Source organism: Sorangium sp. So ce119, assembly GCF_051524405.1.
In the GTDB taxonomy this organism is placed as follows: domain Bacteria; phylum Myxococcota_A; class Polyangia; order Polyangiales; family Polyangiaceae; genus Sorangium; species Sorangium cellulosum_G.
This window is the reverse complement of record NZ_CP150310.1, coordinates 9491514-9516720: the sequence shown is the minus strand read 5'-3', so window position 1 is coordinate 9516720 and position 25207 is coordinate 9491514. Positions and strand designations below refer to the sequence as shown.

21 protein-coding genes are annotated in these 25207 nt (G+C 70.1%); 3 read left to right on the top strand and 18 right to left on the bottom strand.

Annotated features, from left to right (window positions below; all coding sequences use genetic code 11):
• Positions 1 to 141: 141 nt before the first annotated feature.
• Positions 142 to 1809: a nitrite/sulfite reductase gene (locus WME76_RS35965; RefSeq protein WP_437956703.1), complete on the bottom strand. Its 1668-nt coding sequence runs from the start codon at positions 1807 to 1809 to the stop codon at positions 142 to 144.
• An 85-nt stretch (positions 1810 to 1894) separates the two neighbouring features.
• Here WME76_RS35965 and WME76_RS35960 point away from each other — a divergent pair, with 85 nt between their 5' ends.
• The gene (locus WME76_RS35960) at positions 1895 to 3091 is read left to right on the top strand and encodes a trans-sulfuration enzyme family protein (RefSeq protein WP_433930171.1); all 1197 of its coding nucleotides are present in this window, start codon (positions 1895 to 1897) and stop codon (positions 3089 to 3091) included.
• Here the strand turns inward: WME76_RS35960 and WME76_RS35955 are convergent.
• From WME76_RS35955 to WME76_RS35875, 17 genes are all read right to left on the bottom strand, one after another.
• Complete coding sequence (locus WME76_RS35955) at positions 3088 to 3639, bottom strand: response regulator transcription factor (RefSeq protein WP_433930169.1); 552 nt, start codon at positions 3637 to 3639, stop codon at positions 3088 to 3090. The genes WME76_RS35960 and WME76_RS35955 overlap by 4 nt on opposite strands.
• 7 nt (positions 3640 to 3646) lie before the next feature.
• Positions 3647 to 5065, bottom strand: a complete 1419-nt coding sequence (locus tag WME76_RS35950; protein ID WP_437956702.1) for an ATP-binding protein — start codon at positions 5063 to 5065, stop codon at positions 3647 to 3649.
• Between the two features lie 246 nt (positions 5066 to 5311).
• Entirely contained in the window at positions 5312 to 5809 is a 498-nt protein-coding gene (locus WME76_RS35945) for a cytochrome C oxidase subunit IV family protein (protein ID WP_437956701.1), read from the bottom strand.
• Between the two features lie 7 nt (positions 5810 to 5816).
• Positions 5817 to 6503 (bottom strand): cytochrome c oxidase subunit 3 family protein, encoded by a 687-nt coding sequence (locus WME76_RS35940; protein WP_437956700.1) that lies wholly within the window; start codon positions 6501 to 6503, stop codon positions 5817 to 5819.
• Positions 6500 to 8137, bottom strand: a complete 1638-nt coding sequence (ctaD, locus tag WME76_RS35935) for a cytochrome c oxidase subunit I (protein ID WP_061620480.1) — start codon at positions 8135 to 8137, stop codon at positions 6500 to 6502. Before ctaD ends, WME76_RS35940 begins: the two co-directional genes overlap by 4 nt.
• Positions 8138 to 8156: 19 nt before the next feature.
• Positions 8157 to 9101 (bottom strand): cytochrome c oxidase subunit II, encoded by a 945-nt coding sequence (gene coxB / locus WME76_RS35930; RefSeq protein WP_437956699.1) that lies wholly within the window; start codon positions 9099 to 9101, stop codon positions 8157 to 8159.
• Positions 9102 to 9131: 30 nt separating this feature from the next.
• On the bottom strand, positions 9132 to 9974 hold the full coding sequence (locus WME76_RS35925; protein WP_437956698.1) for an SCO family protein: 843 nt from the start codon (positions 9972 to 9974) through the stop codon (positions 9132 to 9134).
• The gene (locus WME76_RS35920; protein WP_437956697.1) at positions 9974 to 10669 is read right to left on the bottom strand and encodes a hypothetical protein; all 696 of its coding nucleotides are present in this window, start codon (positions 10667 to 10669) and stop codon (positions 9974 to 9976) included. Before WME76_RS35920 ends, WME76_RS35925 begins: the two co-directional genes overlap by 1 nt.
• Positions 10670 to 10679: 10 nt before the next feature.
• Complete coding sequence (locus WME76_RS35915; protein WP_437956696.1) at positions 10680 to 11885, bottom strand: hypothetical protein; 1206 nt, start codon at positions 11883 to 11885, stop codon at positions 10680 to 10682.
• Positions 11882 to 12487, bottom strand: coding sequence for a c-type cytochrome (locus WME76_RS35910; RefSeq protein WP_437956695.1), 606 nt, complete (start codon positions 12485 to 12487; stop codon positions 11882 to 11884). Before WME76_RS35910 ends, WME76_RS35915 begins: the two co-directional genes overlap by 4 nt.
• Positions 12484 to 13254, bottom strand: a complete 771-nt coding sequence (locus WME76_RS35905) for a DUF3341 domain-containing protein (RefSeq protein ID WP_437956694.1) — start codon at positions 13252 to 13254, stop codon at positions 12484 to 12486. The genes WME76_RS35910 and WME76_RS35905 overlap by 4 nt, the downstream gene beginning before the upstream one ends.
• Positions 13244 to 14677, bottom strand: coding sequence for an NrfD/PsrC family molybdoenzyme membrane anchor subunit (gene nrfD / locus WME76_RS35900; protein WP_437956693.1), 1434 nt, complete (start codon positions 14675 to 14677; stop codon positions 13244 to 13246). Before nrfD ends, WME76_RS35905 begins: the two co-directional genes overlap by 11 nt.
• Positions 14674 to 17676 (bottom strand): TAT-variant-translocated molybdopterin oxidoreductase, encoded by a 3003-nt coding sequence (locus WME76_RS35895; protein ID WP_437956692.1) that lies wholly within the window; start codon positions 17674 to 17676, stop codon positions 14674 to 14676. The genes nrfD and WME76_RS35895 overlap by 4 nt, the downstream gene beginning before the upstream one ends.
• Entirely contained in the window at positions 17673 to 18365 is a 693-nt protein-coding gene (locus WME76_RS35890; protein ID WP_061620487.1) for a cytochrome c3 family protein, read from the bottom strand. The genes WME76_RS35895 and WME76_RS35890 overlap by 4 nt, the downstream gene beginning before the upstream one ends.
• A gap of 309 nt (positions 18366 to 18674) precedes the next feature.
• Positions 18675 to 19460, bottom strand: coding sequence for a phytanoyl-CoA dioxygenase family protein (locus WME76_RS35885; protein WP_437956691.1), 786 nt, complete (start codon positions 19458 to 19460; stop codon positions 18675 to 18677).
• Positions 19457 to 20449, bottom strand: a complete 993-nt coding sequence (locus WME76_RS35880) for an aldo/keto reductase (protein ID WP_437956690.1) — start codon at positions 20447 to 20449, stop codon at positions 19457 to 19459. Before WME76_RS35880 ends, WME76_RS35885 begins: the two co-directional genes overlap by 4 nt.
• A gap of 30 nt (positions 20450 to 20479) precedes the next feature.
• Positions 20480 to 20722, bottom strand: coding sequence for a hypothetical protein (locus WME76_RS35875; protein WP_061620488.1), 243 nt, complete (start codon positions 20720 to 20722; stop codon positions 20480 to 20482).
• Between the two features lie 129 nt (positions 20723 to 20851).
• Here WME76_RS35875 and WME76_RS35870 point away from each other — a divergent pair, with 129 nt between their 5' ends.
• Both WME76_RS35870 and WME76_RS35865 read left to right on the top strand, forming a co-directional pair.
• Positions 20852 to 22867, top strand: a complete 2016-nt coding sequence (locus tag WME76_RS35870; RefSeq protein WP_437956689.1) for a SpoIVB peptidase S55 domain-containing protein — start codon at positions 20852 to 20854, stop codon at positions 22865 to 22867.
• Between the two features lie 57 nt (positions 22868 to 22924).
• Entirely contained in the window at positions 22925 to 25030 is a 2106-nt protein-coding gene (locus WME76_RS35865; protein ID WP_437956688.1) for a hypothetical protein, read from the top strand.
• The last annotated feature ends 177 nt before the right edge of the window (positions 25031 to 25207 follow it).

Genomic DNA, 25207 nt, shown 5'->3' with positions numbered 1-25207 from the left:
CTCTCTTCCCCACGGAACAGAGCGGCGTCACCCGCACAGGAGACGGGCCCAGATCGGCGTTTTCGGCGCGCAGGCGTACTCCTGTACGCCGAGCACCGAAAACGCCGATCTGGGCCCGTCTCCGCAGCGGGTGACGTCGCTCTAGATCGCCGCGCCCTCGGCGGCCGCGAAGCCGACGCGGGTGATCTCGGGAGCGCCCTTGCGCGCGACGAAGTCGCGGAAGCTCTCTCCCTCGGCGCGCTCGGCCATGTAGTAGCGCGCGATGGTCGCGATCACCTTGGGCGTCTCCTCCTCGGGGATGCGGCCGTCGAGGCGCTCGCCGATGCGGGCATTCGGGCCGCAGCCGCCGCCGACCCGGAGCGAGTAGTGCGGGCGCTCGACGCCGTCCTTGCCCTTCACCATCAGCCCCGTCATCCCGATGTCGGCGACGTGGTGCTGCCCGCACGAGTTCGGGCACCCCGAGATCTTGATGTCGAACTCGCCGAGGGCGCTCACGAGGTCGTCGGCCTCCTGGCGGTTGCCGCTCGGCACCAGGTGCTCCCGGATGCGCGACCCGACCTGCATGCTCTTCGTGATCGCGAGCGTGCAGTAGTCGCCGCCGGGGCAGGTCACCACGTCGGTGACGTGCCCGGCGTCCGCCTCGGCGAGCCCGATCTGCGTGAGCTCGCGGTGCAGGCTGAGGAGCTGCCCCTCCGGCACCCAGCGCAGCACGAAGTTCTGGGTGTTCGTCGCCCGCACCTCGCTGTTGCTGTAGCGCCGCGAGATGCCGGCCAGGCTCTTGAGCTGCTCGCTCGTGATGTCGCCGAGCGGCAGCTTGACCGTCGCCACCCGGTAGCCGGGCTGCTTCTGCGAGATCGTGTTGGTCCGCTTCCAGCGCGCGAACGCGCCGTCGCCGAGCGTGTCGCGCATCGGCGTGAGCGGGGGCGGATCGCTCTCCCGGTACTCGGACACGCGCCGCGCGATCTCGGCCGCGAGCGCATCGCCCCGCGCCGCCTTGATCCGGTCGAACTCCTCGTCGAGCCGGCGCAGGAACTCGGCCTCGCCGATCTTGCGCAGCAGGAACTTGAGCCGCGCCTTCTTGCGGTTCTTCCGCTCGCCGTCCCGGTGAAACACGCTCACCACCGCCTCGCACACGGGCAGCAGGTCGGACACCGGGATGAACTCCCGCCAGAGGTGCGCGATCTCGGGCGTCGAGCCGAGGCTACCGGCCACGTAGACGGCGAAGCCCTGGCCCGTGTCGCCGATCTTCGCGAGCAGGCCGATGTCGTTGATCATGATCTGCGCGTGGTCGCGCGCGCTGCCCGACAGGGCGATCTTGAACTTCCGCGGCAGGCGCCGGTTGTGCTCGTGGAAGAGGAAGTGGTCGGTGAGCGCGTGCGCGTAGGGCGTCACGTCGAACACCTCGTCCTCGACCACGCCCGCGAGATGGGACGAGGTGATGTTGCGCAGCGTGTCCGCGCACGCGCCGACCGTCGTCACCCCCGCGCGCGCGAGCACGCGCTGAAGGTCGATCGTCTCCTCGATCTCCAGGTAGTGGAGCTGGATATCCTGGCGGGTCGTGACGTGCGCTAGCCCGCGACCCCACCGCTCGGTGACTTCCGCAAGCGCTTCGAGCTGGGCGGCTGTGAGCTGCCCGCCCGGGATCTTGATGCGCTGCATGTGCTTCACGTGAGCGAGCTGCGCGTAGACACCCATGGCCAGCCGCATGGGGCGGAACTGGTCAGGGGTCAGCTCACCACGTTTGAATTTGGCGACGTTCTCGGCGTGCTCGTCGATGGCCGCCGCAAGGCGCTCGACTGGTTGCGACATGACTGATGCTATTCCCTATATTTCCGACGCGTCAAGTGCGACAATTATCCAGGCCGGTGACCGAGGTACCTGGCCGTCCAGCGCCATGAAGATCGACCTGCCGAACTCGACCGATGCCGTGCACGCGGGCGTACTCCGCGAGCGTCCGTCCCACACCCTCGCGCCCGCGATCGCGCAGACAGCCACCTACACGTTTGCGGACACGGCGGATCTCGAGCGCTACTTCGCCGGCGGCGACGCGGATCCCGAGCGGCAGGAGTACGGCCGCTACGGCAACCCGACGGTGCGCGAGGTCGAGCGGCGCATCGCGGCGCTCGACCGCGCGGAGGACGCCGTGCTCTTCGCGAGCGGGATGGCCGCGGTGACGACGACGGCGTTCGCCCTGCTCAAGGCGGGCGATCACGTCATCCTCTTCCGCGACGTCTACCGCCGCACGCGGCAGTTCGTGATCACCGTCCTCGCGCGGCTCGGCGTCGAGCACACGCTGATCGACCCGGGCGCGTTCGACCAGCTCGAGGCGGCCTTCAGGCCGCGCACCCGCTTCGCGCTGAGCGAGTCGCCGACGAACCCGTACCTGCACTGCATCGATCTGTCCCGGTTCGCCGAGATCTGCAGGAAGGCGCGGGTCAAGACGATCGTCGACGCGACCTTCGCGACCCCGTACAACTCCGACCCGATCGGCCGCGGCATCGACCTCGTGGTCCACAGCGCCAGCAAGTACCTGTCGGGCCACAACGACGTCCTCGGCGGCGCGGTCTCCGGGTCGGCCTCGCTGATCTCGCTGGTCCGCGACATGCGGAGCGTGCTCGGGTCGGTGATGGACCCCCACGCCGCGGCGCTGATCGGCCGCGGGATGAAGACGCTCGCGCTCCGCGTCGAGCGGCAGAACGCGACGGGGCTCGCGGTCGCGCGCGCGCTCGAGGCGCACCCCGCCGTCGAGCGGGTGTTCTACCCGGGGCTCCCGTCGCACCCGGATCACCGGATCGCCGCCGAGCAGATGCGCGGCTTCGGCGGCGTCGTGAGCTTCATCGTGCGCGGCGGGCGCGAGGCGGCGGCGCGCGTCGTCGACGGCACGCGCATCGCCGCCATCGCCCCGAGCTTCGGCGGCGTCGAGACGCTCATCGAGCAGCCGTGCATCATGAGCTTCCACGAGCTGAGCGACGAGCAGCTCGCGGCCATCGGCATCTCCCCCGCGCTCATCCGCCTCTCGGTGGGCGTCGAGGAGACCGAGGACGTCGTGAAGGACGTCCTCGGCGCGCTCGACGCCCTCGGCAAGGCCTAGCTCCCGAGCTTCCTCAGCTTCCGCTGCAGCGTCCGCCGGTCGATCCCGAGCAGCTTCGCCGCCGTGGCCACCACGCCGCCCGACTCCCGGAGCGCGGCGCGGATCGCCTCGCGCTCGAGGTCGTCCAGCTTCAGGCTCCCCGGCGGCGGCGTCGGCGCCGTCGACGGCGGGGGCCGCTGGCGCTCCCGCAGGTTCGCGGCCTCGCGCAGCAGCTTGTCCGCGTCGACCGGCTTGCTGAGCAGCGTGTCCGCGCCCTCGCGCATCGCCGCCACCGCGAGCGGGATGTCCCCGAAGCCGGTCAGCATCACGATCGCCGCGTCGGGCTGCAGCTTGCGGTACTGGGCGAGCGCGCTCAGCCCGTCGCCGCGCGGCATGCGGTAGTCGATGACCACGAGGTCGACCGGCTCGTACTCGAGCGCCACGAGCCCCTCGTCGATCGTCGCCGCCGTCCTCGCCACGACGCCGCGGCGCCGCAGCGCCCCCTGCAGCGTCGTGCGGAACGCGTCGTCGTCGTCCACGAGGAGCGCAGTCTCGATCCGTCGCGTCATCTTCACCTCAGGCGGCCCCGGCGCGCTTCAGCGGGGCGGGCAGATCCAGGTCCGTGGGGCCCGTGGTCCCGTCGAGGCGGAGGCGCAAGGTCGCCTTCGCCCCGCCGGTCTCGACGCTCTCCATGCGCAGCACCGCGCTCATGCGCGAGGCCATCATCGAGCTGATGTACAGCCCGAGCCCCATCCCGCCCTGCGACATCTTCGTCGTCTGGAACGGCTCGCCGAGCCGCCCGGCGATCTCGGGGCTCAGCCCCGGTCCGCTGTCGGAGACCGCGATCTCGCAGACGTCGCCGCGCTCGAGGACGCTGACCTCGATCCGTTGCTCGGCCGCCTCCGCCGTCGCCTCGGCGGCGTTGGCGAGCAGGTTGACGAGCACCTGGCGCAGCGCCGGCCTGAGCACGTTCGCCTGCACGGGCCGCGGCGTGTCGAACGCGAGCTCGCCCCGGAAGCCGAGCCGCGCGAGCTCGACCTTCGCCAGATCGCGCACGAAGCGCGTGAGCTCCAGCGGCTCCAGGCGCTGATCGAGCCGGATCTGGCCGCGCATCAGGCTGATGATGTCGCTCGCCCGCCGCGCCTCGCCGGCCACGGTCTCGGCCATGGCCGCCGCGTCCTCCGAGCCCGTCTCGCGCGCCACGTCGACGAGGTCCTTGCTCGCGAGGAGGATCGTCGCGAGCGGCGTGCTGAGCTCGTGCGACATGCCGCCGACCATGCGCCCGAGCATCGCCAGCCGCTCGTTCCGCTGGCTCTGCTGGCGGAGCTCCTCGAGCCGGTGCGCGTAGACGACGACGAAGAAGCCGAGGAACAGCGTCAGCGACGTGAGCGACACGAGATCGCCGAGCTGCCGGATGCGGTCGCTCCCGAGCGGCGCGGAGTCGAGCGGCAGCGGCGCCGCGTGCGTGAGCACGCCGATCGCGGTCAGCGTCAGCAGGCCCACGAGCACGGTCGTGCGCCGCGGGCAGAGCAGGCCGGAGAGGGCGATGTGGAAGGTCAGGAAGACGGCGAACGGGTTCTCCAGCCCGCCCGAGAACCAGAGCATCCAGGCGCTCGCGATCACGTCGCCCACGAGCTGGGCGCGCGCGAGGTCCTGCGCGGGCTCGCGCGCCGACGGCTCGCCCCCGGACCGCTGACGCGCGCGCCGCACCCAGAACGTCCACGCCACGTTGGCCAGCGTGATCGCCGCGATGCCGAGGATGAGCGGCCCGAGCCGGAGGTCGGGCACGAGCTTCCTGCTCGCGAGCGTCGTCGCGATCATCCCCGCGATCGCGACCCAGCGGAGCTGGATCAGCCACCGATCGGCGGTCTCCCACGACGGGGGTTTCGGCCCGGACAGAAGCACCGCGAGCCGGCGCCGCGCCGCCGGGGGCGCGCCGCTCTTGGTGGGGTCGGGACCCGCGTCGAGCGACCAGGACTGGAAGGAGGATTGCATCCGCGCGCGGACAGGGAGGGCTTTCAGGGCGGGGTCGAGCTGCCCGGAGTTCAGCCCCGGAGCAACCTTCCGACCTTGCCTTGCGACGGTCCCTTGTACCGCGCACGAAAGCCGCGAGCACGCCCGAGGTGCGCCGACGCGCAGACCCGGGCGTGATCAGGGAAAAACCCTGAGATTCCCGCGGCTTGTAACTGTAATCTATCTCACGGACGGCGCGCGCTGCGGGGCGCTCGGCCCCGCGGCCGGTCAGTGGGGGCCTTCGGTCCCCTGGTGGACCTGCTTCGGCGGCGGGGCGACCTTGTGCGGCCGCTTCACCGCCCAGTTGTCGACGGCGCGCTTCCCGTCGAACGGCGCCTTGATGTCGGCGGGCCGCTCGGCCTCGATCGGCTCGGCCCGGCCACGGTTGGCCGTGTCGAACATGGTGAAGCCGATGAAGATCGCCAGGAAGATGAGCGACGACGCGAAGATGATGGTGTGGAACTTATGGTCCCACTTCAGGTGCATGAAGATGAGCGCCACGACGCCCGCCTTCACCGTCGCGATGAGGACCGCGATGGCGAGGTTGGCCGCGCCGAGGTCGACGTAGCTCGCCCCCACGGTCACGACCGTGAGCACGAGCAGCGTGAGCCACGTCGCGATGTAGACCTTGAGCGGCAGGACGTGGGGCACGTGGTCTCCGCCGTGCCCGTGGCCATGGTCGTGCCCGTGCCCGTGCGCGCCGGCTGCTTCTGCGTGTGTCGACATGCTGCCCTCAGCCCACCAGGTAGAGGAGGGGGAAGAGATAGATCCAGATGAGGTCGACGAGGTGCCAGTACAGCCCCACCCCTTCGACCGGCGAGTAGTAGCGGCTCGAGAACTCACCGCGCGTGTTGCGGATGAGGATCCACGTGATGAGCCCCATCCCGATGAGGACGTGCAGGCCGTGGATGCCCGTCATCATGAAGTAGATGGCGAAGAAGATCCCCGCGTGGGCCGTCTGGAAGCCCTGGGCGGTGAAGTACTTCCCGGGCAGCAGGCCGTCGTGGAACTTGTGCTGGTACTCGAAGTACTTGATCACGAGGAACACGACCGCGCACAGCAGCGTCACCACGAGCAGCCGCGTGGTGGTCTTCTGATCGCTCTTCTGCGCCGACCGGACGGCGAGCGCCATCGTCAGGCTGGAGCAGATGAGCACCACCGTGTTGACGCCGCCCATCACCTTGTCGAGGTGGTGGTGGGCCTCGACGAAGGAGTCGAAGAACCACGTCCGGAAGATCGCGAACGCGCAGAACAGCCCGCCGAAGAGGAGGATCTCGGTGACCAGGAAGAGCCAGATGCCCATCCTGCCGGCGTCGAACTGCGTGTCCGCGGAGTCGAAATGGTGGGCGACGTGGAAATTGGGGGACAGGGCCGGGCCTGCCTTGTTCGGCCTCTCGACGGCCTCGGCGTGCGCGCTCATGCTTTCTCCGTGTTGAAGTCGTATGCGCCCTTGGTCACGATCGGGGTGCGGACGAAGTTCTCGGTGATGGGCGGGGAGGCGGTGGTCCACTCGAGGCTGAGCCCGCCCCAGGGGTTCTTCGGCGCCGGCGCGCCGGAGCGCAGCGACTTGATGAAGCAGACGAACATCACCATGACGCCGGCGCCCAGGATCCACGAGCCCACGGTCGAGAAGGCGTGCAGCGGCTGGAACTGGTCCAGGTAGTTGTAGTAGCGCCGCGGCATCCCGCGGCTGCCCAGGATGAACTGCGAGAAGAACGTGACGTTGAACCCGATGAAGATGAGCACGCAGGCGATGGCCGCGAGCCGCTCGGAGTACATCTTCCCGGTGATCTTGGGCCACCAGTGGTGGAGCCCGCCGAAGTAGGCGATGACGGTGCCGCCCACCATCACGTAGTGGAAGTGCGCGACCACGAAGTACGTGTCGTGCAGGTGCAGGTCGACGCTGAGCATCCCGAGGAACACGCCGGTGAGCCCGCCGATCGAGAAGAGGATGAGGAACGACAGCGCGTACAGCATCGGGGCGTTGAAGCTGATCGAGCCGCGCCACAGCGTCGCCGTCCAGTTGAAGACCTTGACCCCGCTGGGGATGGCGACGAGGAAGGTCAGGAACGAGAAGATGATCGCGGCGAACTCGCTCTGGCCGGAGGTGAACATGTGGTGGCCCCACACGAGGAAGCCGACCAGGGCGATGGCGACGCTGGAGAAGGCGATCGCCTTGTAGCCGAAGACCCGGCGCCGCGCGTGGACGGCGATGAGCTCGCTGATGATGCCCATGCCCGGCAGGATCATGATGTAGACGGCCGGGTGGCTGTAGAACCAGAAGAAGTGCTGGTAGAGCACCGGGTCGCCGCCGAGCGCCGGGTCGAAGATGCCGATGTTGAACGCGCGCTCCGCGATGAGCAGGAGGAGCGTGATGCCGAGCACCGGCGTCGCGAGGATCTGGACGATGCTGGTCGCGTAGGTCGCCCAGAGCATGAGCGGCATCTTGTACCAGCCCATCCCGGGCGCCCGGAGCTTGTGCATCGTGACGATGAAGTTCAGCCCGGTGAGCACGCTGGAGAAGCCGAGGATGAAGACGCCGAACGTGACGCTCAGGACCGACGTCGTGGTCACCGTGCTCGAGTACGGCACGTAGAACGTCCAGCCGGTGTCGATGCCGCCCGTGAGCAGCGACGAGAGCGTGAAGAGCGCGCCGATCCAGTAGAGGTACAGGCTGAGGAGGTTCAGCTTGGGGAAGGCGACGTCCTTCGCGCCGATCATGATCGGCAGGAGGAAGTTGCCGAGCGCGCCGGGGATGCTCGGGATGATGAACAGGAAGGTCATCACCGCCCCGTGGAGCGTGAACATCTGGTTGTAGGCGTTCGCGCTCATGATCGTCGCCTTCGGCGTCAGGAGCTCGAGACGCAGGACGAGCGCGAACAGGCCGCCCATCAGGAACGCGACGAAGGTGCTGGCGAGGTACATCAGGCCGATCCGCTTGTGATCGACCGTGGTGAGCCACGACATGATCCCGCTCTTGGCCCGGATGTAATCCGTTCCGTGGCCGGCGTCGGGTGCCGTATTGACGTCGACGGTGGTTACTGTCTGCGACATGACTGCTTCTCCCCGGCGCTCACTTCACCGTCTTGAGGTAAGCGATGAGCGCGTCCACTTCTCTGTCCTTGAGGAGCCCCTTGAACGACGGCATCACCGGCGGGTAGCCGCGGACGACCTGGCCTTGCGGGTTGAACACGCTCTCGCGGAAGTAGTTCTCGTCCGCGACGATCTTGGACCCGTCCGCGAGCTCCTCCTCGCGGCCGAACAGCCCCTTGAGCGAGGGGCCCTGGAGGCGCGTGCCGTCGAGCGAGTGGCAGGTCGCGCAGCTCCGCTTCGCGAAGAGCGTCTTGCCGAGCTCCTCGGGCGGGAGGTCGCTGTTGTTGTTGCCCTCGAGCCACTTCTCGAAGTCCGACGGCTCCAGCACCTTGACCGTGGCCATCATGTCGGAGTGGCCGGAGCCGCAGTACTCGGTGCACAGCAGCACCGTCTCGCGCGCCTCCGTCGCCTCGAACCACACCGACGTGTACGAGCCCGGGACCATGTCCTGCTTCACCCGGAACTCCGGGATGTAGAAGCTGTGGAGGATGTCCTTCGAGCTCAGGATCATCCGCACCGGGCGCCCGCGCGGGACGGCGAGCTCGTTCACGGTCGTCGTCCCGTCGGGGTAGGTGAACGTCCACAGGTACATCTCGCCGGTGGCGTTGATCTCGTAGGCCTCGGCCGGCGCCACGGAGGCGTGCACGTAGCCGCGCATGCCCACGAAGAAGAGCGCGATGACGATGGCGAGCGGGATCAGCGTCCACACGACCTCGACGGTCGTGCTGTGGTCGATGGGGCTCGTCTTGTCGTTCTCGCTGCGCCGCTTGTACTTGACGGCGAACAGCACGACCGCCCCGACGACCAGGATGAAGAAGAAGACGGAGACCCAGTAGGCCGCGTCCCAGGCGGAGTCGATGCGCTCAGCGAGCGTCGAGCCCTGGCGGGGCAGCCAGAAGGAGCCGAGTTCGATCGGGTTTTTCATCACCATAGTTGTGGCTCCGCCACCTTGTGTCTAGGAAGCCTCGTTTACGCGCGCCCTCGAGCGGGAGCGTTCAGTCCGCCAGAAGCGAATGAGCCAGAGCCCGATCAGCACGACCGTGACGGCGCCTGACGCCTTCATCAGCCGCTTCGTCGCCAGGACGTACCCCCGGGCGTTGGGATCGTAATGGAAACAGAACAGGAGCACCCGATCCCAGGCGCTCCCCACCTTCCCGCTGCCCGCTTCGCGCAGCGCGAGGCCGAAGTTCTTCTGTGGAAAAGAGATGCCGTACAGCGTACGCGACAGGCGCCCGTCTGGCGTGAAGACAAACGCGCCTGCCGCGTGTGCGTACTGCTTCGTCGTCTCGTCCCATCGGTAGCCGAAGCCCACGGCGTTGGCGAGCGCACGCACCGACGCCTCGTCCCCCACAAGGAAGTCGAAGCCGTCGCCGGTCACCGGCCTGCCGTAGGCCTCAATATAGTTCGCCCGCTTCTTGCGCGCGATATCCGGCGTGTCGCGCGGGTCGAAGCTCACGACCAGGGTGCGGTACTCCGTGCCCGCGCTCCAGTCGGTCTCCTTCATGGCCTGCAGCACGCCGTTCAGCACCAGCGAGCACAGCATCGGGCACTCGTAGTAGCCGAGCACCAGGACGAGGGGCTTGTCCCCCGACGCATACCGGCCGAGCTCTACCTCCTGTCCCGACTGGTCCCGGAGCCGGAGCTCGCGCGGGAGCATCGCTCCCGGCCGCTCCTCGATATCGACGCCGACGAGCTCTGTCGGAATGGTCGTGTCCGCTGCCCGCGCGTTCCGCGCCGGGGTGACGGTGGCCACCACGAGCGCGAGCAGCGCGAGCAGGGCGGACAGCGGGCGGGACATCACTGCACCGGAGCAGGAGGCGCCGGCTTGGGCGCCGCGCCTCCGGGCTGGGCGGGCTTGGCGTCCGCAGGCTTCGCGGGCTTGGTGTCGGCAGGCTTGGCGGCGTCGGCGGGCTTCGCGTCGGCGGGCTTCGCGTCGGCAGGCTTCGCGTCGGCAGGCTTCGCGTCGGCAGGCTTCGCGTCGGCGGGCTTGTTCGCGGCGTCGGCGGGCTTCGTCGCGTCCTGGCCCTGGAGCGGCGCGCCGTTCTCGGCGTTCGGCGCCGCGGCCTCGTCCGGCTTCGTGGCGCCGTCCTCGGGCTGCCCCGGCTGCGCCGCCTGCGCGGGCGTGGCGCTCGCGCCCGGGATGGGCAGCCCGATGCGGTTCTCCTGGTAGGCCTTCAGGGTGAGCGCCACGGCCTGGTCGACAGGGATGCGGACGATGCGGTCCTTCTCGTTCGCCCACTGCAAGCGGCCGAGGCGCTCCTGCTCCATCGCGCGCAGGCCGCGGAGCGCGCTGTTCGGCGGCTCGAGCACCTTGCTCGAGATCTCGCGCTCCATCGTCGCCTTGAAGATCTCGTTGACGAAGAGCACGGTCACCACGAGGGAGGCCAGCGTGGCGATCACGATCACGAAGATGAGCGTGTTGTTCGGGCGATCCGCCTCGGCGTGCTCGTGCTCGCCGTGATCGGTCGCTGTGCTTTCGGTCGCTTCGCTCATGGCCGGCTCCTTACGGGTTGTCGATCCGAGCCGCTTCGGCAAGGTGAGGGTCGTTCAGAGGATACAGCGGGCTCTTGGCCGCTTGAAGCGAGAGCACCCAGGCTCCCACGCCCAGCGGTCCGAGCAAGCCGGCGGCGTCGATCCAGCTCAGGTGCGCGCCGTGGTGATCCACGTTCGGCATGACCAGCCAGTAGAGGTCGACGTAGTGCATAACGAGCATCAGCACCGACGCCGCCCCGAGGACGAGCGGGCTGCGCTTGGCGTGCCGCGAGAGCAGGACGAGGAACGGCACGACGAAGTGACCGAACAGCAGCGCCAGGCTCACGACCTTCCACGAGCCCTCCCAGCGGTGACGGTAGAAGATCGTCTCTTCCGGGATGTTGGCGTACCAGATCAGGATGAACTGCGAGAACGCGATGTAGGCCCAGAAGATCGTGAAGCCGAAGAGGAGCTTGCCGATGTCGTGCTGGCGCTCGACGTTGCTCACCTTGCGCAGGAGCCCCGCCTTGTGGAGGGCGATCGTGATCAGCGCGAGCGCCGAGAGCGAGCTCGTGGCCGCGCCGGCGAACACGTAGACGCCGAAGATCGTCGAGTACCAGTGCGGGTCGATGCTCATCAGCCAGTCGAAGGCCGCGAACGAGATGGTGAGCCCGAAGATCATGACGGCCGGGGCGCTGAACGCCCGCATCTTCGCCGTGGGCCGGAAGTCGGCGCTCTCGTCCTGCGCCCGCGAGGTCTTGATGAACCACAGCGAGAGGCCCGCCCACGCCGCGAGGAACACCGCCGCGCGGATGTAGAAGAAGGTCGGGTTGAGGTAGGGCGTCTTCTGATGGAGGATGTGGTCGTTCGCGGCCTCGGGCCCCATCCAGTGGTGGTAGATGTCGTGGCCGAGCACGGCGACCGGGAGGAACAGCACGGCGCACGCGGGCAGGACGCCGCTCATCCACTCCATGTGGCGGCGCGCGGCCGCCGACCAGCGCGCGCGGGTCAGGTGCTGGATGATCACGAAGAACAGCGCGCCGAGCCCGATGGTCACGAGCCAGGTGAAGCCGGTCAGGTACGAGAACGCGAAGCGCTTCGCGTCGACGACCGCCGCCAGCGCCGAGAGCGCCACGCCGACGATGGCGAGCACCATGCTCCTCGAGACGAGCCGCTTCGCGACCGCCTTATCGAGGACCTTCGTGTCCTCGGCCAGAGCACTTCCGTGGGACTTCATGGAGTTCCGCTCTCCTTCGCGATGTTGCCCCGCTGGGCCTCCGGGACGTCGTCGACGCGCCCGTGCTGGCTCTGCTGCAGCACGCGCACCCACGTGACGATCGCCCACCGGTCCCGGACCGGGATCTGCTTCCGATAAGACGGCATGTTCCGCACGCCGTTCGTGATGACGTGGAAGATCTCGCCGTCGGGCAGCCCGCGCGCCCGGTCGGACGCGAGGTCGATCGGCGGCGGGTACCCGCGCTTCACCACCATGCCCTGCCCGCTCCCGGACTGGTCGTGGCAGGGCGCACAGTAGATGTTGAAGCGATCCTGGCCGCGCCGGATCACCGACTCGTCGACGGCCACGGGCGCCATCGCCAGGAACGTGTCGCCGTCCTTGCCGGTCCGGTAGGCCTCGCTCTCGTCGAGCGCGCCCTGGGACACCGTGCCCTCGACGAGCGGCCGCATGGCGCGACCGTCGGGGAACAGCCGGGTGCCCTCCTCGGGCTGGAACTTCGGCTGCCAGTCCATGTCGCCGAAGACGTGGATCGGCGGATCGCTGCTCGCCTGCCCGCGGCAGCCCGCCAGCAGGACGAGGAGGGGAATACACCAGCGTTTCACGAGGAGACCTCCCTGATGCCCTGCGCGCCGACGCGCTGGAGGAGGTTGCGTGTCTCGGTGGCGTCGAACTTCGGGTCGGTCACCTCGACGCTGATGAAGAAGGCGTCGTCGGTCGCCCGGGGGAACGAGGGGTGCGTCATGGTGGGGTGGAAGAAGGACGGCAGGCGCCCGAGCACGAAGAGCCCGAAGAAGCACGTGAGCGCCGAGAAGAGGACCGTGAGCTCGAAGAAGATCGGGATGAAGGCCTGGTACGAGAACGACGGCTTGCCGCTGATGATGAGCGGGTAGTCGTAGAGCTGCGTGTACCAGGCGAGCAGGACGGCGCTGACGAGCCCCGTCACGCCGCCCATGAGCACGAGCCACGGCAGGGGAGAGGGCTTGAGCCCCATCGCCTTCTCGAGCCCGTGCACGGGGAACGGCGTGTGCGCGTCGAAGCGGCTGTACCCGGCGTCCCGGAGCGCCTCGCACGCGTGGTAGATGTCCGCCGGGGTCGTGAAGTAGCCCATGAGCGCGTACGGGATCCGCTCCCCGGACGCCTCGAGGACCGCGTCCTGCTCGTGCCGGCGCTCGACCTGGCGCTCGGAGGCGAGCAGGGCCTTGCCGTGCGGCCCTTCCTCGTGGGGCTTGTCGTACTCGGCCTCGTCGGCCGGCACGAAGCCCTGCGGCTTGCTGTCGGCCGCGCCGGCGCGGGCCGAGTCCCTTGCCTCCTCGGCGGAGGCGGCCTCCTCGGAGCGCTTCTGGCTCGGAGGGTCGCTGTCACGCTGCATGGTGCGCCTCCTCGTGCTTGTGCGAGCCGTGCGGGTCGGCCGCCGCCGTGATCCCCTTCACCTCGCTGATCGCGACCATCGGCAGGTAGCGGACGAACAGCAGGAAGAGCGTGAAGAAGAGGCCGAACGAGCCGAAGAACGTCGAGATGTCCCAGATGGTCGGGCGGAAGTAGGTCCAGCTGGAGGGGAGGAAGTCCCGGTGGAGGCTCGTCACGATGATGACGAAGCGCTCGAACCACATCCCGATGTTGACCAGGATCGAGATCACGAACATCGCGGGGATGCTGGTGCGCACCTTCTTGAACCAGAAGAGCTGCGGGAAGATCACGTTGCAGCTCACCATGGTCCAGTAGGCCCAGGCGTACGGGCCGAGGATGCGGTTCGCGAAGGCGAACCGCTCGTACTCGTTGCCGCTGTACCAGGCGATGAAGAGCTCCATGGCGTACGCGTAGCCGACCATGGTGCCCGTCGCGACGATCACCTTGTTCATGTTCTCGAGGTGCCGGATGGTGATGAGCCCCTCGAGGCCGAACGCCTTACGCGCGAACACCATCAGCGTGACGACCATCGCGAACCCGCTGAAGATGGCGCCCGCGACGAAGTACGGCGGGAAGATGGTGGTGTGCCAGCCGGGGACGATCGAGACGGCGAAGTCGAACGACACGATCGTGTGCACGCTGAGCACGAGCGGCGTCGAGAGCCCGGCGAAGATGAGGTACGCCTTCTCGTAGTGGAGCCAGTGGCGGTGCGAACCGCGCCACCCGAGGCTCAGGATCCCGAAGACGATCTGCTTCGTCCGGGTCGTGGCCCGGTCGCGGAGCGTGGCGATGTCGGGGATGAGCCCGACGAACCAGAAGAGCGCCGAGACCGTCGCGTACGTCGAGACGGCGAAGACGTCCCAGAGCAGCGGGCTCTTGAAGTTCGGCCAGATGCTCATCTGGTTCGGGATCGGGAACAGCCAGTGGGCGAACCAGATCCGGCCGAGGTGGGCGACCGGGTAGATGGCGGCGCACGCGACGGCGAAGATCGTCATCGCCTCCGCCGCGCGGTTGATGCTCGTCCTCCACTTCTGGCGGAAGAGGAAGAGGATGGCGCTGATCAGCGTGCCGGCGTGGCCGATACCGACCCAGAACACGAAGCCGGTGATGTCCCACGCCCAGTTGACCGTGGTGTTCAGGCCCCAGATACCGATACCGGTCCCGACGAGGTGGACCAGCGAGCCGCCGAGGATGAGCAGGATGCTGATGGCGAGGCACAGCAGGATGAACCATCCCGACGGTGCCTTGTTGAGCACGATGCCCGTGACTTTGTCGGTGATCGAACGGAAGTCGTCCTTCCCCTGCACGAGCGGCGCCTCGTCCAAGAGGGCAGCGCGCTCCGAGAGCCGGGGATGTTCGACCTGGAGGGGTGCTGTGGCGCTCATGCGTCGGCGAGCTCCGGGTTCTTGTTGCGGATCTTCGCGAGGTAGGTGACCCGCGGCTTGGTGTTGATCTCGTCGAGCATCCGGTAGCCGCGCGGGCTCGCGGACGTCACGGAGACCTGGCTTTGCTGGTCGTTGAGGTCGCCGAAGACGATGGCCCGCGTCGGGCACGCGCCCTGGCACGCGGTCACGACCTCGCCGTCCTTGACGTGCTCACGTCCCTCTCGCTTGGCCTCGATCTTGGCGTGGTTGATCCGCTGCACGCAGAACGTGCACTTCTCCATGACGCCCCGCGACCGGACGGTGACGTTGGGGTTGTACTGCATCTTCCGCTGCTCGGAGTCCGGCTGGCCGTATTCGAAGAAGTTGAAGCGACGGACCTTGTACGGGCAGTTGTTGGCGCAGTACTTCGTGCCGACGCACCGGTTGTACGCCATGTCGTTCAGCCCCTCGGGGCTGTGCGCCGTGGCGGCGACCGGGCAGACCTGCTCGCACGGCGCGTTCTCGCAGTGCTGGCAGGGGAGCGGCTGCTGGATGCTCTCCGGCTCGTCCGCGTTCGTGCCCTGGTAGTAGCGGTCGATGCGGAGCCAGTGCATCTCGCGGGTCTCGCGCACGCCGTCGGCGCCCACGACCGGGATGTTGTTCTCCGCCTGGCAGGCGACCACGCACGCGTTGCAGCCGATGCAGGCGTTGAGATCGATGCTCATGCCCCAGGCGTGCCCCTGCCTGCGGTTCGGCTCCTTGAAGAGGCTGAACAGCGCCGGCACGTGGACCTGCTTCTGCGCGAACTCCGGGTCGCTCTGGAGCTGGGCGAGCGTCCCCTCGCGCGCGAGCGGGCGGCCCTCCATGACGAAGTGCTCCTGGGTGCGCGCGAGCGCCGCGACCTCGCCGGTCTTCTCCAGCGAGAAGCCGCCGGCGACCTCGAAGGCGTCGCTCTTCCGGAGCGGCGTCGTGTCGACGCCGACGCCGCGGCCGACGCGGAGCTGCGCGCGCCGCCCCTGGCCGACGCTGATCGCCACCGAGTCGTCCGCCTGCCCCGGCGCGACGACGACGGGGATCCGGACCTGGGCCCCGGCGCCCGACAGCGTCACGATGTCGCCGTCCTTCACGTTGAGCCGCGCCGCCGTCGACGGCGACAGGCACGCGCCGTTGCCCCAGGTGAGCTTCGTCATCGGGTGGGGCAGCTCCTGGAGCCACCCGTTGTTCGCGAACCGGCCGTCCCAGGCGTGCTGGTCGGGCCGGAAGGTCACCTCCAGGCCCTCGGCCGCCGGGGCGAACGCCCGCAGCGCCTCGACCGCGGCCTGCGGCGCGGCGGTGACCAGCTCGTCCGTGAGCTGGGTCCCCGCCACGAGGCCGTCGTGCAGCGCGCGGCGGATGTCCTGCTCCGTGCGCTTCGCGCCCTCGGCCGTCATCCACGTCGCCCGCACGAGGTCGTAGGCCGTCCGCGTGCCGCCGAGCAGGAGCTCGATGACCTCGGCGTCGGTCCTGCCGCCGAAGAGCGGCGCGATGAGCGGCTGCGCGATGCTGGCCGTCCCGTCCTCTGCGCGGACGTCGCTCCACGACTCCAGCGGGTGGGCGCGGTTCAGGTGCCAGCGGGCGCGCTCGCTCGTCTCGTCGACGTGCGTCGAGACGTGCACGCTGACGGGCACCTTGGCGAGCGCGTCGGCGAAGCGCGCGTCGGCGGGCGCGTCGAAGGCCGGGTTGCCGCCGAGGATGAGCAGCGTCTCGACCTCGTTGCGCTCGATGGAGCGCGCGAGCTCGACGATCGCCTCGGGGCCCTCGCGCGACTCGTCGAACGGCGCCACGAGCCGGACCGCCTTGCCGGTGTTGTCGAGGGCGAGGTTGATGAGGTGCGCGACGGCGTGCACCTCCTTCGGCTGCGAGCGCCCCGCGACGACGGCGCCCTGGCCGCGGTTCGCCGCGAGGTCGGCGGCGATGGCGGCGGCGTACCGGGTCGCCTTCGCGTCGAGCCCGCCCGACTTGCCCTCGATCGCCTTGAGCACGTCCGCGTCCAGCGCGACCCCGCGCTTGCCGAGCTCGGCGGCGAGCGCGAAGGCGAAGGCGGCGATCTTGCGGCTCTGGATGCGGAGCCGGTGATCCGCCGACGCGCCGGTGATCGTGAAGGTGCTCTCGACGGCGTACAGGCGGTTCATCGACTGCGGGTCCTTGTCGACCGCGCGGCCCGCCGCGAACGCGCGCGCCTGCTTGATCGGGCTGCCGTCGGTGCCGAACAGATCGGCGTCGAGCGCGACGATCACGCGCGCCTTGGTCAGGTCGAGCGAGGTCTCGAGCGGCCTGCCGAAGGCGAGCCGCGCGCCCTCGCGGGAGGCGTCGCGCGAGAACGGCTCGTACCGGACGACGCGCGCCTCCGGCAGCGTCTTGCGCAGATCGGCGAGGCGCGCCGCCAGGGTGGGCGAGCGGTGGGCCTCGGTCAGGATCGTGAGCCCCTTGCCGCCGCGGCCGCGGAGCTTGTCGCCCTCGGAGCGCAGGAACGCGGCCGCGTCGTCCCACGACCTGGCGTTCGCCCCTTCGCGCGGCGAGCTGCTGCGGTCGGGATCGTAGAGGTCGAGGACGGCGGCCTGGGTGTAGATGGTGGTCGCGCCGAGGCTCTCGGGGTGCTTCGGGTTGCCCTCGATCTTGGTGGGCCGCCCCTCGTGGCTCTCGACGAGGACGCCGAACGCGGTGCCCATCATCGGCAGCGCCGTCGCGAAGAAGAGCGGCTGGCCGGGGATGACCTCCTCCGGCGCGCGCGAGTACGGCAGGATCTGCTCGACGGGCCGGCGGCAGCCGACGAGGCCGCCGAGCGCGAGCGACGCGCCCATGAGGGAGAGGAACGTGCGCCGCCCGACGCCGTCCCCGTCCGTCGGCGGCTCGATCGCGCCCGGCGGGAACTCGCGCGCGATCGCGTCGACGAAGTCGGGGGAGCCGGCGAGCTCGTTCAGGCTGCGCCAGTAGGTCTTTCCAGAGAGGTCCTGGGCGAGGGGGAGAGGAGTTCGTTTCATCGGTGGCACCCCGAGCAGTGGAGCGGCGCCTGCACCTGCCGCCCGGAGGTCGTGACCGCTGGCACGCGATCTTGATAAGGTTCCGGGTTCGGGGGGACCCCGGCCGCCATGACGGCCGTCGAGGGCGCCATATCCATCTTGGTGACGTCGGCGGGATTGCGGAGGTGGGGACCTGGATTGCGGTGGCAGTCCAGACACCATCCCATCGAGAGCGGCGCGACCTGCCGGACCTTGTGCATCTGATCGACGCGGCCGTGGCAGCTCACGCAGCCGACCCCAGCAGCCAGGTGGGCTGAGTGGTCGAAATAGGCATAGTCGGGCAGGTTGTGGACGCGGACCCAGGGAATGGGTTGATCGGTCGCCCAGCTCTCCTGAACGAGCAGAAGCTTTTCGCTGTCCCTCCGCACCTTGGCATGACAGTTCATGCACGTTTCGGTCGGTGGAACGGCGGCGAAGCCGGATACTTCCACAGTGTTGTGGCAATACCGGCAGTCAATACCGAGGTCGCCGGCGTGCAGCTTGTGTGAGTAGTCAACCGGTTGATCCGGTTGATACCCGACCTCAATATGTTTGTTGGTACCGTAGTACCAGAATCCGCCGATCACAGCGGCACCGAGGGGCAGGACTCCGAAGAGGAGCCCCAGCGGGACCACTTTGTTGGCCCATCGTGGGAACAGGAACCGAGCCATAGGGTTTGTGTAGCGTCGGAGCGACGCGCGGGCCCAGTTATGGCCTGCTGGTGGGGTGCGACAAGACGGCAAAACGCCGCGTGACCGCGGCAGATTGCCGCGGGGGAGGGCCATGGGCCGGCAGCGCGGCAGGGCGCCGCGTGCTGCGGCAACTTGCCGCGGCTTGCGGCGTCCACCCTTACGGTGCGCGGGCGACACCGCGGGGCCGCGGGGTGAAAAATCGTCGAAACGCGGGGCGGGGGAGAGGCGGGGGGCTCGTCGAGCGCGGTGGCCGACGGCACCGCCGCGCCCGCAATTCCCGGGGCCGGCTCAGAACACCGGGGTGAACGCGCGCGGCGCTCTCTTCTTCCTGAGGCAGCGGGTCGCCCTGCTCATGTAACAGATGGTGAGGGCCCGCCGCGGCTGGCCGCTGCGGTTCACCGCGGAGCAGTGCCAGAGGTAGTTGTGGATCAGCAGGGCCTCGCCTGCGCGCGCTGGCAGCGCGACCTTGCGGGCGTCCGCGTCGGCGGCGCGCACGCGGTCGCTCGGGACGACCCCGCCGAGCGGCGTCGCGAGCCCGTCCCGGTGGCTGCCCTCGAGCACCTCGACGCAGCCGGCCTCGAGCGGCGCGTCGTCGAGCGCCGTCCAGATCTGCAGCTCGGGGTCGCGATCCAGGCCCCAGTAGCTGCCGCCGTCCTGGTGCCACGGCAGCGGCGTCCCGCCGGAAGCGGCCTTGGTGAAGAGCACGGCGCGGTAGATGGCGATCTCGCCCTCGATGCGCGACCGCGTGATCCGCTCGAAGAGCGGGTTCTCGATCCAGGCGCGGAACAGCGGGTCCTTCTCGAGCTTCTCGATCTTGCGGTACGACGTGCTCGGCCCCTGGTACCCCTTGCCGTACGGCAGGTCCTCGTAGCGGCCCGACTCGGCGTCGTGCTGGAAGAAGAGCCCGGGGTACGTGACGCGCCCGAGCATCAGGTCGTCCGAGCGCGCGCGGAGCGCCGCGAGCCCGGCGTCGCTCATCACGCGGCCGAGCCGCGCGTACCCGCGGGCGGCGTAGTCGGCGAGGGGGCCCGCGACGTCGAGCGTCCTGGCCTCGGGCAGCAGGAAGTCCGTCACCGCGCGTAGCTCGCGTCCGTGCCGAGGTGGTCGCGGTGGAGCGCATCCACGCGCCGCGCCGCCTCCGGCGAGATCGCGCGCCGGGTCGCGTCGGCGGCCGCGTCGAGGTGCTCGACCCGGACGGGGCCGACCACGATGGAGTCGACAACATCCCGCCCCGCGAGCCACGCGTACGACAGCTCGAGCAGGCTCATCCCCTCGTCCGCCGCCACGGCCGCGTAGCTGGCCGCGAGCTCGAACATGCGCCCGCTCCAGTACCGGCGCTGGTAGAGGCGGTTGTCCTCGAAGCGCGAGCCCGCCTGCGTCGCGTCCGGCCCGGCGTGCCGCCCGGTCAGCAGCCCGCCCGCGAGCGGGTTGTACACCGCGGTGGGGACCGAATACCGCCTCGCGAACGCGGCGTACTCGAGGTCGAGCTGACGGATGAGCGCGTTGTAGAGCACCTGAGAGACAGCGGGGCGCGCCTTCCCTTCGGCGTCGCGGCGCGCGATGAGCTCCAGGATCTGCCACGAGGCGTGGTTGCTGACCCCGACGTGCAGGATCTTCCCCTGCTCGAGCAGGGCGTCGATCGCGGCGAGCGTCTCCTCGACGGGCGTCTCCGGATCCGGCGCGTGCAGGTAGTAGACGTCGACGTGGTCGGTGCCGAGCCGCCCGAGGCTCTCCTCCAGGGCGCGGATCACCTGCGCGCGCCCGAGGCCCTCGGCCTTGCCCCGGACGCGGCGCAGGCCGACCTTGGTGGCGATCTGCACCTCGGCCCGGCGGCCGCGGAGCGCCCGGCCGAGGATCCGCTCGGACGCGCCGTCCTGGTAGAGGTTGGCCGTGTCGAACGCGGTGATCCCTCGCTCGAGCGCGCGGTGGACGATGCGCTCGGCCTCCTCGGGCGGCGTGCGGCCGCCGAAGTTCATCGTGCCCACGACGAGGCCCGGCGGCGCGCCCGGGCGCCGCTTCGCCGTCATTGCAGCCTTCACGTCAGCCTTCACGTCAGCCTTCATGTCAGCACGTCGGCCGCCACGCCCTGCTCCTCAGGCCCGCGCGACGAGGTGCGCGAGCACGTACACGATGAGCCACACCAGCCACAGCGTGCTCATCCGCCGCCACCCCTGCCGGAAGCCGTACATCGGCGCGAGGGGCGGCACCACCAGCGCGACGAGCCCGCGCCAGCGGGGCTGGCTCCGGAGCACGAGCCGCGCCGCGAGCGCGACGTGGACGGTCACCCAGGTGGCGAACGCCAGAATGAGCGTCGCGGTCGCCGCGATATCCTTCACGGAGCGAAGCCTAGCGTCACCGGCGCACCTCGCCGCTGGAAATGATCGACCCGGGGTGCGCGCCGGCCCGCCTCGCGCTCCTCGAGCCCCGGCTCTGTCCCGCACCCAAATCCGGGCTAAGCTGGGTCCGTGCCTCTGCGCGAATCACCGTGTTTTCGTCCGGATTCCTTCTTCGCCGCGCGGGCCGTCCCGCTCGCGTCCCGCTGCGCGAGGGCGATCGCGGGCGCCGCCCGCGCCCTCGTCGACCGTGAAGGGCGCCTCATCCCCCTGAGCTTGCTCGCCGGCGCCGCGTGCAGCACCGCAGTCGGCCTCGGCACGGCTCAGGCGATCTCCACGCCGCCCGACACGATGCCCGTCTCCGAGGTGAAGCCGGGGATGAAGGGATACGGCCTGACCGTGTTCTCCGGCACCACGCCCGAGAAGTTCGATGTCGAGGTCATCTCGACCCTCCGCAATTTCCGGCCGAACCAGGACCTCATCCTCATCAAGACGCAGCACCCGCGCCTCGAGATCGCCCGCACCGTGGCGGGGATGAGCGGCAGCCCGATCTACGTGAACGGCAAGATGATCGGCGCCTATGCGTACGGCTGGCTCTTCGGCGCGGAGGCGATCGCCGGCGTGACGCCGATCAAGTCGATGCTCGACGAGCTCGCGCGGCCGCTCCCGCCGGGGATCGCCCCGAAGGTCGGCGGCCCGCTGCCCGCCCCGGTGAGCGCCATCGGCGGCGCGCCGCCGCGCGCCGCGGCGCCCGCCCGGCTCCACGGCGGCCGCGGCTTCGTGGGGGCGGTCGACGCCTACGACCTCGCCGGCCACGCCCGCCAGATCGCCGCGCGGGTCGCGCCGGCGCTCGCCCCGCCCGAGTCGACGGGCCTCGCGCGCGCGTCGACGCCGGTGATGCTCGGCGGGCTCGGCGGGACGTCGCTGCGCATCGCGGGCGACCTGCTCGGCCCGATGGGGCTCGAGCCGATGCAGGCCGGCGGCGGCTCGTCCATGAGCCCCGAGCCGGGCGCGCCGACGAAGTACGTCGACGGCGGGGCGATCGGCGTCGAGCTCGTGCGCGGCGACATCTCCGCCATGGGCATCGGCACGGTCACGCGCGTGTCGGGCGACAAGCTGGTCGCCTTCGGCCACCCGATGATGAACGGCGGCGTGGCCAACCTCCCCACGGCGATCGCCCGGGTGCACTGGATCCTCGCGAGCCAGAACCGGAGCTTCAAGATTGGCGAGGCGGTGCGGTCGGTCGGCTCGCTGGTCAACGACCGGCAGGCCGCGATCGTGGTCGACAGCGCGGCGAAGGCGCCGGTCTTCCCGATGCGCGTCCAGATCGACGGCGTCGACGGCGCGCCGCACCCGACGTGGAACGTGGAGGTCGCGCACGACCAGTTCCTGGCGCCGTCCTTCGTGTCGATGGCGATCGGCAACGCGGTCGAGGCGACCACGGCCGAGCGGCGGGACATGACCTGGCGGGCGGTGAGCCAGCTCAAGATCGGGCGCTATGGCACGATCTCCCTCGTCGATTTCGGCGCGGGCAACGGCACCCCGCTCAGCGCCGACGACTTCGTCCGCAGCCGGCTCGTCCGGGCGATGGGCTCGCTCCTCAACAACCCGTGGGAGGACGTCACGATCGAGCGCGTCGACACCCGCGTGAAGGTCACCTTCGATCGCGAGGTCGTCCTGCTGCGCGGCGCGAAGGTGCTCGAGCCGGAGATCGACGCGGGCGCGCCCGCGCGGATCCGCCTCGACCTCCAGCCCCACCTCGGCCCCGTCGAGTCGCGCGTCATCGAGGTGCCGGTGCCGCGCGAGCTCGCCGGCGGCCAGGTGGACATCGAGCTGTCGCCCGGCTACGAGGTCGAGCGCCCGATGGCGACGCCGAACAACGTCGCCGAGCTCGTGGCGATGCTGCCGCACCAGAGCCACGACCCGGAGAGCGTTGTCGCCACGTTCAAGCTCCGGGAGAACGGCGCCGCGTACCGCGGCAAGGTCGCCTCGCGGCTCCCGCCGGGCGCGATGGACACGCTGCGCCCGAGCTCCGACTCCGACGCGCCCGAGACCTTCGGCGCGCAGGTGCAGGTGCCGGTCTCCCTCAAGCGCTTCCTGGTCGGTAAGGACACCGTGAGCGTCACGGTCCGGCCTATCCTCCGCTGAGCCGCGCTGGCTCCCGGCCTCCCTCTCCTCCCTGACCCCCCTTCAATCCTGCGATCCATGAGCACCAAGCGCTCTCCTGCCCATCCCCGATCCTCACGCCCTCACGCCGTATCCTCTTCGCGAGCGGCCCTCGCCGCGGCCGTCGCCGCCGCGGGGCTCGTCGCGCTCCCGGCCCACGCGGTGGGCACGCGCAGCTTCGAGCTCAAGACGCTCGAGGACCTCAAGGACGGGGATCTCACCGGGGTCAGCGTGGACTCGAACGGCAACGTGCGCGCCGGGCTGACGCTCGGCGCGACGCCGCTGCCGGACGCGACGTCCGTCTGGAGCTCCGCGGCGCTGCCGGACGGGACGGTGCTGCTCGGCACGGGCAACGAGGGGAAGATCTACGGCGTGTCGGGCGGCCGGGTCGCGGTCGTGGCCACGACCGGGCAGATGGCGGTCAGCGCGCTCGCGATCGCGTTCGACGGCGACGTCATCGCGGGGACGTTCCCCGAGGGCAAGCTCTACCGCCTGCCGCGCGGCGGCGGCAACGGCGGCCCTGCGAAGCTCTTCGCCGAGCTCCCGCAGACGGAGGACATCTGGGGCCTCGCCTACGACCCCAGGGCCAGGGCGCTGTACGCGGCGACCGGCCCCGAGGGGAAGCTGTTCCGCATCGACGCCGCGGGGAAAGCGCAGGTGTACTTCGACAGCGACGAGCCGCACCTCGTGAGCGTCGCGGTCGCGGACGACGGCGCCGTCTATGCCGGCTCGAACGGCAAGGCGCTCCTCTACAAGCTCACGGCGCCCGGGCGCGCGACCGTGCTCCACGACTTCGACGCCGACGACGTGAAGGCCATCGCCGTCGCGCCGGGCGCGAAGGGCGGCGCCATCTACGCGATCGCCAACAAGTACGCCGAGGCGTTCGCGCCGCCGAAGCGCAACCGGAGCGGGCCGCCGTCGCCGCAGCCCGCGCGCGCGCAGAAGCCCGGCAAGGGCCTGCTCGTGCGCTTCGATCGGAGCGGCGTCGCCGAGCGGATGATGAGCGACGACGACACCCACTACGTCTCGCTCGGCCTCGGCGACGATCTCACGCCGTTCGTCGGGACCGGCGCGGAAGGCCAGCTCTACACGGTGAGCGACAACCACGTCGCGCGGCTCGTCGCCGACACGGACGAGCGCCAGGTCGGCGCGTTCCTGCTGGCCGGGAAGCGCAGGTTCATCGCCACCACCGATCCCGCGGTGTTCCACGAGGTGAAGGGCGTCGGCGGCGCCTCGGCGGTGTGGACGAGCAAGGTGCTCGACGCCGGGCTGCGGGCGACGTTCGGGCGCCTCACGTGGCGCTCCGACGGCGCGCTGGAGCTCGAGACCCGGAGCGGGAACACCGACACGCCGGACAGCACCTGGAGCCCGTGGTCTCCCGCGCTCGCGGCGCCGGGCGACACGAAGAGCCCGCCGGCGCGCTTCGTGCAAATTCGCGCGCGCTGGAGCCGCGATCCTGGCGCTGTGCTCCGCGAGGTGAAGCTCGCGTTCGTCACCGACAACGCGCGCGCGGTGGTCACGTCGATCGAAGCGGCGCCGAAGGGACAGACGAAGCCCTCGCGCACGAGCTTCCCGCCGTCGGGCGGGGAGGCGCCGAAGCCCGTGACCTCGCTGCAGCTCACGTGGAAGGTCGACAACCCGGATCAGGACGACCTCCGCTACCGGCTGTCCTACCGCATGGAGGGCCAGTCGACGTGGCGCAGCATGCTGAAGCCGGGCGAGAAGGTGACGCGCGCCGAGCACGTGTGGGACACGACCGCGCTCCCCGAGGGGGAGTACCGCATCCTGGTCGAGGCGAGCGACGAGCTGGCGAACCCGCCGGAGCGCACGCTGCGCCACAGCCTCGAGTCGGGGACCGTCCTCGTCGACGCCACGCCGCCGCTGTTCCGGACGCTCGCGCTGCAGGGACGCCGGCTCACGGGCGAGGTCGTGGACGGCCTCGGCCCTGTCGCTCGCGTCGAGGTCTCGATCGCCGGCCTGGAGGAGTGGCGACCCATCTTCCCGAGCGACGGCATCTTCGACGAGGCGGCGGAGCCGTTCGACGCGGACCTCAGCGCGATCGTGCCGCCCGGCTCGCACCTGCTCGCGGTGCGCGCCTACGACAGCGCGGGCAACGTGGTCACCCGTGACATCGAGGCGCGGTAGGCGCCGTCACCGCGCCCTTCCTGCGGTGCGGGGCGCAGCCCTCGGCTGCGGGGCGCCGCCCTCGGCTGCGGGGCGCCGCCCTCGGCGCGACACCGGCGTCATGCTTGCGCCAGGCGCCCGGTCAGGAGCGGCGCTCCCGCGTGCCGCGTACGCCGCGCATCGCGAACGACGGCGTCC